This window comes from Sagittula sp. NFXS13 (genome assembly GCF_040148795.1).
Taxonomy (GTDB): Bacteria; Pseudomonadota; Alphaproteobacteria; order Rhodobacterales; family Rhodobacteraceae; genus Sagittula; species Sagittula marina.
Genome location: NZ_JAGEMH010000023.1, coordinates 37,578 through 52,279 on the forward strand (window position 1 = coordinate 37,578; position 14,702 = coordinate 52,279).

Annotated in this window: 8 protein-coding genes; 5 read left to right on the top strand and 3 right to left on the bottom strand. The window is 62.1% G+C overall.

What is annotated here, in order from left to right; genetic code table 11:
- The first annotated feature begins 36 nt into the window (after positions 1–36).
- Positions 37–2,046 (top strand): DUF4214 domain-containing protein, encoded by a 2,010-nt coding sequence (locus J4E08_RS22795; protein WP_349540458.1) that lies wholly within the window; start codon positions 37–39, stop codon positions 2,044–2,046.
- 253 nt (positions 2,047–2,299) lie between these two features.
- Here the strand turns inward: J4E08_RS22795 and J4E08_RS22800 are convergent, their stop codons facing one another.
- The 3 genes from J4E08_RS22800 to J4E08_RS22810 all read right to left on the bottom strand — a co-directional run bounded on the left by J4E08_RS22800 (position 2,300) and on the right by J4E08_RS22810 (position 8,965).
- Positions 2,300–5,038 (bottom strand): PAS domain S-box protein, encoded by a 2,739-nt coding sequence (locus J4E08_RS22800; RefSeq protein WP_349540459.1) that lies wholly within the window; start codon positions 5,036–5,038, stop codon positions 2,300–2,302.
- Between the two features lie 354 nt (positions 5,039–5,392).
- The gene (locus J4E08_RS22805) at positions 5,393–7,228 is read right to left on the bottom strand and encodes a coiled-coil domain-containing protein (RefSeq protein WP_349540460.1); all 1,836 of its coding nucleotides are present in this window, start codon (positions 7,226–7,228) and stop codon (positions 5,393–5,395) included.
- Between the two features lie 9 nt (positions 7,229–7,237).
- Positions 7,238–8,965 (bottom strand): chemotaxis protein CheW, encoded by a 1,728-nt coding sequence (locus J4E08_RS22810; RefSeq protein WP_349540461.1) that lies wholly within the window; start codon positions 8,963–8,965, stop codon positions 7,238–7,240.
- A 638-nt stretch (positions 8,966–9,603) separates the two neighbouring features.
- On the opposite strand from J4E08_RS22810, the gene J4E08_RS22815 reads away from it, so the two are divergent.
- From J4E08_RS22815 to J4E08_RS22830, 4 genes are read left to right on the top strand one after another with little or no spacing between them, the layout of a single operon-like run.
- The gene (locus J4E08_RS22815; RefSeq protein ID WP_349540462.1) at positions 9,604–10,305 is read left to right on the top strand and encodes a paraquat-inducible protein A; all 702 of its coding nucleotides are present in this window, start codon (positions 9,604–9,606) and stop codon (positions 10,303–10,305) included.
- A complete protein-coding gene (locus J4E08_RS22820; RefSeq protein ID WP_349540463.1) occupies positions 10,302–10,919 on the top strand; it encodes a paraquat-inducible protein A in 618 nt (205 codons plus the stop codon). Before J4E08_RS22815 ends, J4E08_RS22820 begins: the two co-directional genes overlap by 4 nt.
- Positions 10,916–13,708 (top strand): MlaD family protein, encoded by a 2,793-nt coding sequence (locus J4E08_RS22825; protein ID WP_349540464.1) that lies wholly within the window; start codon positions 10,916–10,918, stop codon positions 13,706–13,708. The genes J4E08_RS22820 and J4E08_RS22825 overlap by 4 nt, the downstream gene beginning before the upstream one ends.
- 10 nt (positions 13,709–13,718) lie before the next feature.
- The gene (locus J4E08_RS22830) at positions 13,719–14,270 is read left to right on the top strand and encodes a PqiC family protein (protein WP_349540465.1); all 552 of its coding nucleotides are present in this window, start codon (positions 13,719–13,721) and stop codon (positions 14,268–14,270) included.
- Positions 14,271–14,702: the final 432 nt, after the last annotated feature.

Consider the following 14,702-nt stretch of genomic DNA (forward strand, 5'->3'; position numbering starts at 1 on the left):
TCCAAGATCCCCCTAGGGAACGGGAAAGGAAGAGTGATGGACGTGGCCAGCGACCTTGAACGCTACATGCTGGAGCTGATCAATGCGGAACGGGCGGCCAATGGGCTGGCCCCTGTGATGTTGGAGCAAAATCTCAACACTTCCGCCGATGCGCATAGCCAGTGGATGAGCGATGCCGACACCTTCAGTCATACCGGCGTGGACGGGTCGAGCCATACGGATCGCATCATTGCTGCGGATTTCGATCTGGAGGGGCGCTGGCGCACCACCGAAAACATCGCGGCGGTCAGCGTGACCGGCGCCGGCAGCCTCTATGACGAGGTGGACCGGCTGCACGAAAACCTGATGAACAGCCCTTCGCACCGGGCAAACATCCTTGATCCGGATGTCTCCGTGTTGGGGATTGGCATCGTGCAGGGGCCGATGACCTACGGCAATGGCACCAGCTACAACAGCGTCATCGTCACCCAGAACTTTGCCGCCACCACCACCGGCGTTCTGGATCTGGATCTGGCGGGTGATGGCACGGACAACGCGGTCACGGGCGGTGCGGGCGACGATTATCTTTCAGGCGCTGCTGGCTCTGACACGATCAGTACCGGCGCAGGTGACGATACGGTCGATGCAGGCGGCGGGAATGACCGGATCGAGGTTGGTACGCTGTCGGGGGACAAGGTGATCTCCGGCGGCAGTGGCAATGACCGGGTTGATGTCTCCATGCGCGAGAGTGATGCGCATATGCGGGTCGATGATGGAAAGCTGGTTGTTGCCGGACGCACCGGAGAGATGGTGCTCGACGGGGTCGAGTGGTTGGACTTCGATGATGGTGCGGTGAACGTCGCGCAGGCCCTCGCCGCGCTGGATGCGCCGGCAGGTCGTACTGTTGTGGGCGATCGTGGTGATGACCTGTTGGCCGGAGCCGCAGGCAATGACTTGATTTGGGGGCAGGGCGGTACGGACAGGCTGAACGGCGGTGCCGGAGACGACGTGCTGATCGCGGAGGCGCGGGGCCTGCTGGGAACCGATATCTCGGCGCAGGTCTATCGACTTTTCGACACGGTTCTGGGACGTGAGCCGAGGGCTGACGGGCACCAGGGCTATATCCGCGCAATGGCGACGGGCACGCTGAATCTGGACGAATTGTCCGAGCAATTGACGGGCTCTGCGGAATTCGAACAGCGTTATGGGTCCCTTGATGATGAGGCATTCGTAACGCAGCTCTTCCGCAACGTGCTGGGCCGTGATCCGGCGGACTCCGGGCTGACGGCCTGGACCCGTGCCATTGAAAACGGAATGACGCGGTCGGAAGCGGCCTTGGCCATATCCGAGTCGCCCGAGCATATCCGGATCACGCAAACCGGGCTGGACGCCTTTGAAGCGCAGATCGACACGGCCACCTGGACGGACACGGTCTATAGGTTGTTTGGAGCGGTGATGGGGCGTGAGCCAGCCGCTTCCGGTCTTGAGGCCTGGTCTCATGCGATTGCCAAGGATGGCGACCTTTCTCACATCGTGGAGCAGTTCATGGATACACCTGAGTTTGAAGGTATCTATGGAGATAGCGATGACACCGAATTCATGACCTTGCTGTTCCGGAATGTACTGGGGCGCGAACCCGCGGCCTCCGGGCTGGCAGCCTGGTCTGGTCGCTTGGCTGCAGGGGACAGCCGCGCCGAGGTGGTGAGCGATTTTATCAACTCGGCGGAGTATACCTTGAAAACCACACCCGCGCTGGAGACCTTCATGCGCACGAAGGCGGTGGATGATGTCCTGACACCAGGAGCCGGAAACAGCATCATGTCAGGCGGCTTTGGCTCTGACAGCTTTGTCTTTTCCGCCGGCGAAGAGGGCGCGCATGAGATCACCGATTTCGAAAATTGGGACCAGCTGTCGCTGGGCAATTTCGGTTACGGAACGGCAGATGATGCCTTGGTGCATTTCACACAGGATGGCGATGATGTGGTCTTTGAGGATCAAGGCGTGCGCATCGTGCTGAATGACTGGAATATTGAGGCGCTGACGCCGGAGATGATCGACGTCGCCTGATCCTTTCAGAGCGAACGGATCTCTTTGAGACCGCGACAGGGCAGCCAAAGGGCGTTCAGGCGGCACACCCGTGGCCTGACCAAGTCAAACCATCCGGGGTCCAATGGACAGGTCGAGCGGATGAAGCGAACGATCACGAAAAGTGCGCTTTTACTGTTTCGCGCGCGAAACAGTCCGGTGTAGGGGCCCTTGCACCGGGCTGTTGTCATGGGGGCCAAGGGGGGCTTCGCCCGGAGATATCCGCCCGCAGGATTTACTTTGATTGAACCGCCTTGTTCAGATCCTCGATCATGCCCACCACCTTGCTGGAGACATCTTCCTGAGAGGTGGCGCAATCGGATATTGTCTGGATCGATGCGGCCGTGTTGCCAAGAGAGGTGACGATATCCTCGAAACTGCGCAGCGCATCGCGGGACCGTTCGGTGCCCTGATTGACCCGCTCGCCAGAGACGACGATCAGCTTGCCAATCTCTTGGGCCGCTTTGGAGCTGCGCTCCGCCAGTTTGCGCACCTCGTCTGCCACCACCGAAAAGCCAACTCCGTGTTCGCCCGCGCGCGCCGCTTCGATCGCTGCGTTAAAGGCCAAGAGGTTGGTTTGATTGGCAATTTCAGAGATCACGCGGGTGATTTCCGCAATCTCGGTCGAGGATTTCTCGATCAGTTCAATGGCCTCGATGGCCGCGTTGAGGAAGTTCAGCCCCTCGCTTGCCGTTTGGGTCGTCAGGTCAGACGCCGCGCGCGACACGCGGGTGGACTCAGAGATCTTGGTGATCGAACTGGACAGGTCGGTGACGATGTTGTTCATCCGCTCGGCCTGGCTGTGAATTTCTTTTTCCAGCGCCACCTGATTGGTGATGTCATGGGCATATTTCACAATGCCTGTCGGCTCACCGTGCGTATCAAGCAGAGTGGAGTAGGTGGCCTGAATCCAGACCTCTCGCCCAAACTTGCCCATGCGGCGAAAGCGTCCGGACTGGGGGGTACCGCTGCGCAGATCCGCCCAGAAATCGCGATATTCCTCGGACTGGATCAGATCCTGATCGCAGAACATGGAATGATGTTGGTTCAGCACCTCGCGCAAAGAATAGCCCATCGCCCGCAGAAATGTCTCGTTTGCGGTCAGGACGTGGCCGTCCATATCGAACTGGATCATCGCCTGCGCCCGGTCGATGGCGCGCAGCATGTTCTGCGCCTCCAGCTCCTTTTTCTTGCGTGAGGTGACATCGACGGCGAATTTCACAACCTTCACGGGGCGGCCGGACACATCGAGGATCGGGTTGTAGGTGGCCTGAATCCAGACCTCCTTTCCAGTTTTGGTGATACGCTTGTATTCGCCCTGATGGTAATCGCCTGATCCCAACTTGTTCCAGAAGTTGCGGTATTCTTCGCTTTTGGCAAAGATCGGTTCGCAAAAGATCCGGTGATATTTGCCCTTCAACTCGGGGAGGTTGTATTCCATCAGGTCGAGGAAGGTCGGGTTGGCGTTCAGGACGATGCCGTCCAGACTGAACTCAATGACCGCCTGACTGCGGTCGATGGCGTTGAGCTTGCCCGTAACCTCTGCCTGCTCCTGCATGTCAGCGGTTACGTCATAGGCGATCTGGATAATCTTGACCACGTTGCCTGCGGCATCGCTGACCGGCGTGTAGCTGGAGCGCAGCCAGATATCGGTTCCGTCCCGGCGTACGCGGGCAAAGACGCCGGACTGCGACTGACCGAGCTTCAGTGCGTTCCAGAAATCCCGATATTCGGGGTTTTGCGAAACGTTGAGCGGGCAAAGATCCCGGTGCGGCCGCCCGATCAGGTCCTCGGCGGCATAGCCACTGGCGTGCAGGAAATTGTCGTTAACCCTGATGACAAACCCTGAGGTATCGTATTCCACCAACCCATTGGAGTGATCGAGCGCTTCCTGCACAGCGGTCAGCTCGCTGGCCTGTTCCGTGGCTGCGGTCACGTCCTGGGCCACCATCACGATGCGGTTCACCTTGCCGTCTCGCTCGCGCAGCGGGCTGACGCTGGCCGCAATCCAGATTCGTTCGCCATTCTTGGCGCGCCGTTTGAACGTGCCCGATATCGGATCGCCCGATATCAGATTGGTCCAGAGCTGTTTGTACTCCGGGCTGCGGGTGTCCTGATCGTAAAAAAGGATGCTGCGGTTCTTGCCGATCAATTCGTCTTCCTCGAACCCAAGAATGGTGAGGTAGACCTCGTTGACGGCAACAATCGTGCCCTTGGTGTCGAATTCTATCACTGCGGTATTGCTTTCCACCGCTTCAGTGATGGCCTGATTGCGCTGAACCTCCAGCGCTTCTTCGGTCGACTCGCGCAGCGACAGAAAAATGCGGAGTGGCTCGCCGGTCTTTTCGTCGTTCAAAGGCACCACAGTGGCGACACAATGAACCGTTTTGTTCTTGTGAGGCGAGAACTCAAGGTACATGGCTTGACCATGGGGATCCTTGAGAATGCTGGCCAGAGTTTTGCTGAGGTCTTTGCTGACACAGAAAGAGTCCAGGGTTTTGCCGATCACCTCCTTCTCGGGCTGGCCGATGATCTTTTGGGCCTGCGGATTGAGGGAGGTGACTTCCAGCTCAGGCGTGATCTCGATCAGACCATAAAGGTGATTGACGGCTTCGAAATAGCGGCTGCGTTGCGGCGGGGCGCCGGGCAACCGCTCACCGGTGAGCAGAACCTCTGCCGGATCGGGCCCGGCCAATGGAATGATCCGACCGGAAAAACCCGTGCCGCCGAGCATCTCGAGATCGATCTGGGTTGGTGCGGTGGCTTCTGCCAGAGCGGTCTGCAGCACCTCGGCGTTGCTGAACAGCTTGTCTGCGGGGCAGGGCAGGCGCGTCTTGGCGGGTAAATCGCTACGGGCTGTGGAGGACACCGCCGTAATCGTGCCATCCGCCACCGCAACCCGGACACAGAACCCTGATGTCACGATATCCTGGCACAGGTCCGATAGGGCAAGCCCGGTTGTGAGATCCGTCATGATCTTTAGTTCCTTCGTTGGCGGAGGCCGCAGCCCGGTAGACTGGGCGCGCTTTGCGAGGTTTGTTACAGACCTATGCCGCCCAGCCTTGTGATTTGGTGAACAACGGTGGGCTTCCGAGAAATTTCCTGGTGCGGTGCTGGGGGCTTTTGGGGGGCGGTCGTGAACAGCTCGGCAGGCCTGGGGGCGTGACGCCGAAACGCCTTGCCCCGCCGGCGCATAGACACTCTGACAAGGGGATCGCGTGCCGGTCTTTGAGCGTCGATGGAACCGGCATTGACGTCCCGGAGGCCGACGGTCATCGCCGCCATCCCCGGTGAACGCCGTGGGGTCACGAAGGTAAAATTGGCTGGCTCATGCGCTGGCCTGTTGATCGCGGTGTATCAGCTGTTCCTGTCGGGCCATCATTTCGGCCAGCAGCATGGAGAGATCGCGCAACGCCTCTGCGCTATTGTCCTGCGCAGGGGTCTCCAATCGAGACAATTGCGCCTCGATTCGCTTCAACCGTGTGTCCAGCGCGAAACTCGGCTGTGCGTTGGCTTGCGCTTCGATCTGGCATGTTGCGGCCTCCAGCCGAGCAAAAAAACTGTCGAGCCCATCGAAAAACGGTGTCAGCGCCCGGCGTTCCGCATCCAGTACACGGCCCTGTGTCGTGATGGCGCCAATGATCCGGTCAACGCCGGCCTCCACCCTGTTTTGCAAGGCGGTGAGGTCGGGGTGCGGCCCCGCAACAGGCCCCGCAACAGGCTCCGCCAGCGTGGTATGCCGCGCCTCCGGGGCCGCGGTCGGGGGGCTTTGTCGGGTCTCCAATTCGCAAAGCAGCGTGTCGAGCCGGGAGACAGTGGCTTCCAACCCATGCCGCAGCGCGGTGAGCCCTTTGCGCTCGGCGTCCTGGCGTTTATTACGCTCCCCCACCAGCGCGGCCAATCGGTCAAAGCCTTGGCCGACCTCATCGCGCAGCGGGGACAGGTCCGGATCCGGCGGTGCCTGTTCGGAAAATAGGGCCAGCCGCGCCTGAATATCGGTGAGAGTTGCCTGAATAGGGTCGATATCAGTACGCTTCAGCGTCTCCAGCTTATCAAGAAGTGCGGTCTGCCCCTCTATCAAGGGCGCAAGGGTCTGCGCCTCGCGCGGCAAGTCTGCGAGGACTTCGGAAAGTGTGCTCAGCCCGGTGTCGAGGCGGTCGCGAATGGCATGGATATCGGGGCCATGTTGCTCGGCCAAGGTGGACAGGCGTCTGTTGAGCGCCGCGATGTCGTCCTGCACGGGCGTAAGGTCAGGGGCAGGGCTGTCGCGGTCGGAAAGAGCCGTCAGCTGCGCCCGCAATTCGGTGAGTTGGGCCTGAACAGGGTCGATATCAGGCAGCTTCAACGCCTCCAGCATGGCGCGCAGCGCAGCCTGCCCATCGAGCACCGCGGTGAGGTCCGGTTCGGAGGGCGCCGGTGTTTGCGCGGCCAGAGCATCGAGGCGGCTGGACAGGTCGCCGAGGAGGCCGCGGGCGTCCTCTCGGGAGGTTTGCATGGCCTTGACCCAGCCCTTTTGCCGGCGAAACTGACGGACGCTCCGCTCATTGGTCTGCCGTAGAAGATCCTCCACCATTGTCAGCCGGTTGTCCTGCTCAATGCGCTGGTCGCAGGCTTGGGCCAGAACCTCTTCGATACGCTTCAGCTCGGCGTGCAACAGGCTGGACAACCGCTCCGGCCGGTCGGGGTCGGAGGGTGTGGCGAGCAGGTGCAGCAGCTCCATCATCACCAGTTCCACATCGTCGAAGCGGCGGTTGAGCTCTGTCTCCGTGCTGGCAAGCAATTGGTCGAACGGCAGATCCTGCCGCTCTGGCGAAGGGGTCTCGAGGGGGGGCGGATCGGTGGTCAGAGTGGCGCGATGTGGGGTGTCGTCCTCTTTGGCGTCGTCCACCATTTCGGGCGTATCCGCCGGATCTGTCTCCGGGTCGTCGTCCTCTGTCATGTCCATGTCTTCCGGGGGCTCAGGGGCGGCCTCATCCGTGGTCTCGGAAGCGGGTTCCTCAACGTCTTCGACGGTGTCAGGGGCGAAGCCGATGTCGTCGTCCATCTCGGGACTGCCCATGTCCTCCAGATCGAAGGCATCGGTGTTGGACAGGTCTGACATGGCATCGTTGTCTGTCAGATCCGCCAGAGGATCGTCGTCCGAAGACGGTGGGAAAGACGTCATGAAATCACCTCAGAACAGTTCACCGGCATCAAACCCGGACGACATGCCGCCAAAAGCCCCGCCGCCGCCGCCATTCACCGGCAGTTCGCGGATCAGTTCGAAACTCGGCAGGAATTCCCCGTTGTCCATCTTGCGCAGGACGCGATCCTCCGGCGCGCCGACCGGATGACAGCGGCTCACGGCTTCCAGCTCATCGACCACGGCGCCATAGAGCTGACCCTCCATGCGGAAGAGCAGCACGCAGGCTTTGCCTTCCTGGTAAAAGGGGAACGCCCCCAAGACGTTGCTCACGGAGAAGATGGGCACCAGCTGAGACCGATGGCTGAGCGTGCCCATATAACCGTCGTAGCGCACTTCGGCAGCCAGCAGGCTTGCGGGCAGGCGCAGGATCTCGACAATTTCTGCGAGCTGCGTTGCCATGCGCTTTTTCGCCGACTGCGAAATGAGATAGAGCGCGCTTTCCGCCTCGCGGGCGCGGGCGGCGGCGTTGCCTGTGCGGGTGTGCTTGTCCTCTGTTTCCTGTGTGACGTCGGCTTCGGTGTCCTTCACCGTGGTGCTGGCAAGCTGCACCACCGCCTCCTCTTGCAGGACGCACTCGGCATGCAACACGAGGTAATGGTCCCCCGTTGCAGACATGTGAATGCCGGAGAACAGGTCGTGGCGTGTGGTCAGAACCTGCGGCATCTCCAACAGGTCTTCTGTGCGGGTGTGGATGATGTCGAAAAACCGATCGACCTCAAAGGCGATCAGCCCGCCTTTGGGAACGCGCATCGCCAGGGAGGCCGAGCGTTCGGGCCGCGACGCGTTCCGCCCCAAGCCCAGGATCTGCAAGGTATCGAGCAGCGGGATTTCGATGCCGTGGTGTTCGATCACACCGTCGCAGGCGCCATAGGTCATAGGGCTTTTGCACAGGGGGGTCGTCGGAATGGTGGCGTGGATATCCTGCACCGGAAAGGCGATGCCGTGGCCGCTGTAGCTGCACAGCAAGTAGGCCTGCTGGTCGCCGAACATAAGTGAGTTGGACCGGGCAGCCGTGCGCTCCCGCTGGATGGCGTAGGGCAGGCTGGGCTGGTCGAACAGCAGCTGTGGGTCCAGAATGCCCACCACCGTGCCATCATTCACAAAACTGCGCCCGCCCACCAGCAGATGATCACGGCCCACCACGCACATCTCTGCGGTGTTGGTGAAGTCGAGGGAGGTCATGCCCTGCAGCCGGTCCACCACCAGGCCCAGGAGACGCTGATGGCTGGCGTCGTTGACGATGATCACCACCCGCTCCCTTATGGGCAGGTCGGTGGGCACGCCCAGCATCACGGCCATATCCACCAGGGGGATCGTGTCCTGTCGCAGCACCATGGCACCCAGCAGACCGGGGAGGGAAACTGCCATGGGACTGATGTCATCAGGAAACGGAACGGCCTCGCGCACATGCACGGCCTGAATGCCCAGGATACGCCCGCCCAGGTCGATCAGCCCGTAGATATCGTTTTGCGGAGGGACATCTTTGAGACGGGAGGCCGGTGCCTCCTCAGCCGCATCTTCAGGCGCTGGGGGCTGTCTCTCAGGCGAAGTGGTTCGTGTTGCAGGGCCATTCCCTTCGGGCGGTTCGGCAATGGCCTTCGAGGAGGGCAGCACGCCGGCGGGGGGCGGTGGTGCGGGCAGAGCCCTTGCCCCGGTGCTTTCTGTTTCGGTCTCCGTCTCTGCGATGGGCAGGGCTTGGGAATCGTCGAGCGACACGGGGGCATTCTCCGAGCAAGTTTCGGAGTGCACCCTAAAGGCTGTGGCCTAACGGGCGATTAAGCACCGTCGGGCGCGCAGGGCAGGAGTTTGCGTGCCCCAAGCGGCGGTGGTTCAGCTGCGGCAGATGTCGAGACCAATGGCCCGCCGCGAGATATCTGGCGGCGCGGCCAGCCTGACCTGCGCGCCTCAAGCCGGAGGCCAACGCCGGGGGCGAAGCCAGAGGGCCCCGGTGCGGAGATCTCAGCGCTAGGCGGGGCTGTGGTGGAACCAAAACAGTCTCTGATACTGCTGAAAACCGTTCGAGGCGATGTCTGACGATACACTGGGCCAGGCATGGAACAGGGCAAAGGCCGCACTGCGAATTTATTCGCTTCATGCCAAGGGTGTCGCAAGCTCGGAGGCCTTGGCCGATACCGTTCCGGAGCCGTTGCGGGGCAGATCTGGTGGGGCAGCGTGTCGATCTCGACGGTGGAGCGCCTTTGTCCACGACGCCAAGGCGGGCGGTGCCAGAAATTATTTGAGTCTTTGCGGTCACAAAAGCAGTGTTGAACAGGGGTTACATTGCACAGGACGGGTCCGCGCCCTAGTCTTACGGCCTTGGAGGGCCAGGTGGGCCGTCCCGCGAGGAGTGCCCGATGCCGGATGTCGCCGGACCCATTCAAGACCCCATGCCCCAGGTGGTCGACACGGAGCAGCTGATTGGGTGTCCCAACTGCGACGAAGTTTACCGCGCGCAGATGCCCCGCAACGGCGAGCGCGCTGTCTGTGAGCGGTGCAGCACGGTGCTGATTGCCAGCCGTGAAGGTGCGGGGCTGCGCATTCTTGCGCTGTCGATCGCGGTGCTGATCCTTGTGGTGGCGGCCAGCTTTCACCCCTTCTTGTCGATCAACGCGGCCGGCATCGGCAACAAGGTATCGCTGCTCGACGTGGCCACCAGCTTTCGCTCCGGCCTGTTGGTGCTGGTCTCCGTGGCGACGGTACTGCTGATCGTGGGGTTGCCTGCGGTGCGGGTGGGGCTGCTGATCTACGTCATCGCCCCGATGGAATTGGGTCATCGCGCCGCGCCTTACGCCCGCCGCGCCTTTCGTCTGGCCCAGGAGTTGAAGCCCTGGTCCATGACCGAGGTCTTCTCCATCGGCTGCGCCGTGGCGCTGGTAAAGGTGTCGGACCTTGCCAGCCTGCACTTCGGCCCGGCCTTCTGGATGTTTACCGCCCTGTCGATCATCGTGGTGGTGTCGGACCGCTACATGTGCAGCTGGTCGATCTGGAAGGCCATCGAGGTCAGCGAAGCCGAGGCCACCCCGCCTGACAGCCAGACAGAGCAGGCCCCTACATGAGCACCGCGCGCGATATGGGGCTGGTGACCTGCACCACCTGCGCCAAGGTCTGGCCCATGGAGCAAGACCGCTGCGGGCGCTGTGGCCACCGCCTGAAGTCCCGTCAAAGCAACAGTCTGCAATGGGTCTGGGCCTTCTGGTTTACCGGGCTGCTGGCCTATTTTCCCGCCAACCTCTACCCGATGCTGGTGACCGAAACGCTGACGGGCACCCAGTCGGGCACCATCGTCGGCGGCGCCATCGAAATCGCCCACCACGGCGATGTGGGCATTGCGGCCATCGTGCTCTTTGCCTCCGTGGTGATCCCCGTGGCGAAGTTCATCGCCATCGCCTATCTCGCCATCTCGGTGCAGCGTGGCTCCGCGAAACGGCTGCATCAAAAGATGCATCTGTATGAGGTTGTCGAGTTCGTGGGCCGCTGGTCGATGATCGACGTCTTCGTGGTGGCCATCTTGAGTGCATTGGTGCAACTCTCTGTCGTCGCGTCCATCCATCCCGGCTCCGCGGCCCTGACTTTTGCGCTTTCCGTGATATTTACAATGTTGTCCGCCCGATCTTTCGACACGCGTCTGATCTGGGACAGCCATGATGCCAGGGTTTCTGAACCACAATGAATGATACGTCCTCCGGCTCCGACGCGAGCTCCGACCCGGGCACCCCCCGGTCCGTTTCCATCGCGCCTGCGAAGAGTGGCGGGTTTTCCGGTCTCTCGCTGGTCTGGCTGATCCCGGTGTTTGCCATTCTGGCCGCCGTGGGCGTCGCCTGGCAGAACTGGGCCGATCGCGGTCCGCTGATCGAGGTTGTCTTTGCCCAGGCGGACGGCGTGCGCGCGCAGGAAACCGAAGTGCGCTATCGCGACATTCCCGTGGGTGTGGTCGAAGAGGTGAACTTTTCCGACGATCTGGATCAGGTCATTGTCTCCATTCGCCTCGACAAGGACATTGCCCGGTATGTGGACAGCGATGCACTCTTCTGGATCGTGCGGCCGGAGGTGACGGCGCAGGGGGTCTCTGGCCTCGATACGGTCTTGTCGGGTGTCTACATTTCCGCCTCGTGGGATGGTACGCCGGGCACGCCCGCCGATCGGTTCACGGGCGCGGTGGACAGCCCGCTCATGGCGCTTGGCGAAGAGGGCACCACTTTCCTTCTGCGCTCGGAGGACGGGTTGCCCAACGAGGGCACGCCGATCCTTTACAGGGGCGTGCAGGTGGGGCGTATGGGGCGGACCGAAGTCTCCGACGACGGGTTGGAGGTCTACGCTCAGGCCGTGATCCTTGAGCCCTATACCCAGCTTGTCACCTCCTCTGCGCGGTTCTGGAATATTTCCGGTTTCCGCTTCTCGCTGGGTGCGGAGGGGGCGAACCTCGATTTCTCGTCACTGGCCTCCTTGATTTCTGGTGGTGTGACCTTTGAGACCATGTCTTCGGGCGGGGCGCCGCTGACTGAGGGGCAGGAGTTCACCCTGCACGAGGACGAGAATGCCGCGCGCGAGGATTTCTTCCTCGAAGGCGACGGCGGCTCTGTCCAGCTTATGATGATCTTTGATGAAAACCTTGCGGGTCTGTCACAGGGGGCCGCCGTGACCCTGGGCGGTCTGAAGCTGGGGGAGGTGGAAACGATCTCTGGTGTGGTTGATCCGCTGCGCTTTGGCGACAACGAAATCCGCCTGATCGCGACCGCCCGCATCAACCCCAGCCGGATCGGCATCGACACCGGGGCAGGGGAGGAAGCGTTCCTCGCCTATCTCGGCGCACGGGTGAACGAAGGGCTGCGGGCCCGGTTGGCCAATGCCTCGATCCTGACAGGGGGGCTGAAGATTGATCTGGTGATCGTCGAGGGCGCGCGGCAGGCAAGCTTCAACCGTAACGCCGATCCCTATCCCGAATTGCCCACTGCGCCCTCCGAGGTCACAAATGTGGCCGCCAGCGCCCAGGGCCTGATCCAGCGCGTCGACGCGCTGCCGGTCGAGGAGGTGATGAACGGCATCATCGACACGCTGGCCGACATTCGCGGCGTGATCGGATCCGACGAGGTGCAGGCCGCCCCCGAGGCGCTGCTGGCCACGCTGGAGTCCATTCGCCAGATTGCCGAAAGCGAGGAGGTCGCAGGGCTGCCCGCGCAGATCGGCACCTTGGCTGATAACCTGACAGAGGCCTCCGGCACGCTGAACACGCTTATGGGCCAAGTGCAGGACGAGGCCGTGGTGGCCGCGATCTCCGGCCTGATCGACTCGCTCGACGAGACAGCGCAAACCCTGCCAGGCCTGTCCGAGCGGGCCGGCGCCGTGCTGGCCAAGGCCGAGGCGCTGCCGCTGGAGGATATTGCCACGCAGATCTCCGATATTTTGTCGGACGAGAACCTGACCGCGCTTCCTGCCGAACTGCGCCGCACGGTCGAAAGGCTGCGCGGCATTGTCGAAAGCCCGGAGTTCGCCGCCCTGCCGGGGCAGGTGGGCAGCCTGGCTGATGGCCTGAACGAAGCTTCCGCCACGCTGAACACCCTGCTGGGGCAGGTCAAGGATGAGGCCGTCGTGGCCGCCGTGTCCGAGCTGATTGCCTCGCTGGATGAAACCGCGCAAAGCCTGCCGTCGCTGTCCGAGCGCGCCAACGCGGTGCTTGGCAAGGCCGAGGCGCTGCCGCTCGACGATATTTCCACCCGCATCACGACGCTGCTCGACGATGCCGACACGCTGCTGGCGGATCCGGATCTGCGTGCGCTGCCCGCGGATGTGCGCGCCACGCTCGACGGGCTGCGACAGGTGGTGGCCTCCGAAGAGTTCGCGGCCTTGCCCGCACAGGTGGGCGACCTGGCCTCTGGCCTTGGCGATGCCTCGGACAAGCTGAACGCGCTGCTCGAAGAGGCCCAGCAGCAGGCCATCATCACGCAGGTGTCGGAGCTGATCAATAATCTCGGCACCACCGCTGACCGTCTGCCGGGTCTGGCCGATCAGGCCAGCGCGGTGCTCAATGACGCAGAACAGCTCTCGCTGGATGAGCTTGCCACACAGGCGCGCTCGCTGCTCGACAGCGTGGAACGGCTGGTGGATCAGGACAGCACGCGGCAACTGCCCTCCGAGGTCAACGCTGCCCTGTCTGAACTGCGCCTGACGCTTGAGGAACTGCGCAGCGGCGGCATCGTCGCCAACGCCAACGCCACATTGGCCTCTGCGCGTGAAGCGGCAGAAGCCGTGGCCGTGGCCAGCCGGTCGCTGCCCGAACTGTCGGACCGCCTGCGGGTGGTGGCAGATCAGGCGGGTGTGACCATCTCCGGCTATAATGCCAACTCTGACTTTGCGCGCAGCCTGTCCAGTGCGATCCGCCAGATCGACGAGGCGGCGAAATCCATCGACCGCCTGGCCAAGCAGATCGCCCGAAACCCCAACTCCTTGATTACGGGACGCTGATATGAAGCCCATGCCCCTTATATTGTCTGCAGCCCTAGCCCTTGCGGCCTGCAGCGGCACTGAGCCCCGCTTTGACGCGCCTCCTGTGACCGCGCTGGAAAAGGTCTCCACCCGCTACGCACGGATCGAGGTCGCCACCGTGACCCTGCCGATCTACGCAGAAGGCGAAGAGATCCACGCCCGTGATGCAACGGGGGCCATCCTGCCTTTGGGGCCGCTGTGGTCGGACGAGCCGGGCCGCGCGGTCACGTTACAGGTGGCGCGCGATCTCGACAGTATAACGGGACGTCTGGTGGCGCCGGAGCCATGGCCCTTCCGCGATTACCCGGATGTGAAGGTCGATGTGCGGGTTCAGGACTTCTACGCCACCGAGCGCGGCACCTTCCGGATTTCCGGTCAGGTCTTTGTCGCGCCGGAAGAAGACGGCCCCGACCGCGCCAAGCCCTTCGATATCGAAGCGGTGATTCCGGGGGAAAAGCCCGGACCGGCGCAAATCGCAGCGGCGCGGGCCGCCGCGGTGTCCGAATTGTCGGTCTTTATCGCGCGGAACGGTCTGCGCTGAGCGTATGTTCTCTCTCAGGGCGGTGCGAGGCGCCCGGAGGGGCTTTTGCTTCCTTGGGGTAAGCCCCACCATCTTCAAGGATTTGGAATTCCTGCGTCATAAGTTGTTATAAAAATCAGTAACTTACAGAAAAATTCGAGAATTTCTGCGGCAGAGGGAAAAAAGGGGTTGCGAGTCATTTGGTGTAGCCGTAAAAGCCCCTTCACCGGCGGCGCTGAGGCGCTGCGGGGCGGACCGGACGGAGCGGAGGAGGCGCTGAGAGGCGACACCGAAGCGAAGCGAGGTTGAAGCATACCGAGGATATTGTCAGGCGGGCGCGCTGAGAGATTAGCGCGGCGGTCTGGTTTTTGCCCTCAACGTTATTTGAAATCGCTAATATCTGAAGAGATATGTGGGCGGCCCTGGTCCGATCGATGGATCAACCCTCTCATA

Excerpts from the sequence above, each read along its gene's own strand:
- J4E08_RS22795 (WP_349540458.1), top strand. The coding sequence starts at position 37 with ATGGACGTGGCCAGCGACCTTGAACGCTACATGCTGGAGCTGATCAAT.
- J4E08_RS22800 (WP_349540459.1), bottom strand. The coding sequence starts at position 5,038 with ATGACGGATCTCACAACCGGGCTTGCCCTATCGGACCTGTGCCAGGAT.
- J4E08_RS22805 (WP_349540460.1), bottom strand. The coding sequence starts at position 7,228 with ATGACGTCTTTCCCACCGTCTTCGGACGACGATCCTCTGGCGGATCTG.
- J4E08_RS22815 (WP_349540462.1), top strand. The coding sequence starts at position 9,604 with ATGCCGGATGTCGCCGGACCCATTCAAGACCCCATGCCCCAGGTGGTC.
- J4E08_RS22820 (WP_349540463.1), top strand. The coding sequence starts at position 10,302 with ATGAGCACCGCGCGCGATATGGGGCTGGTGACCTGCACCACCTGCGCC.
- J4E08_RS22825 (WP_349540464.1), top strand. The coding sequence starts at position 10,916 with ATGAATGATACGTCCTCCGGCTCCGACGCGAGCTCCGACCCGGGCACC.
- J4E08_RS22830 (WP_349540465.1), top strand. The coding sequence starts at position 13,719 with ATGCCCCTTATATTGTCTGCAGCCCTAGCCCTTGCGGCCTGCAGCGGC.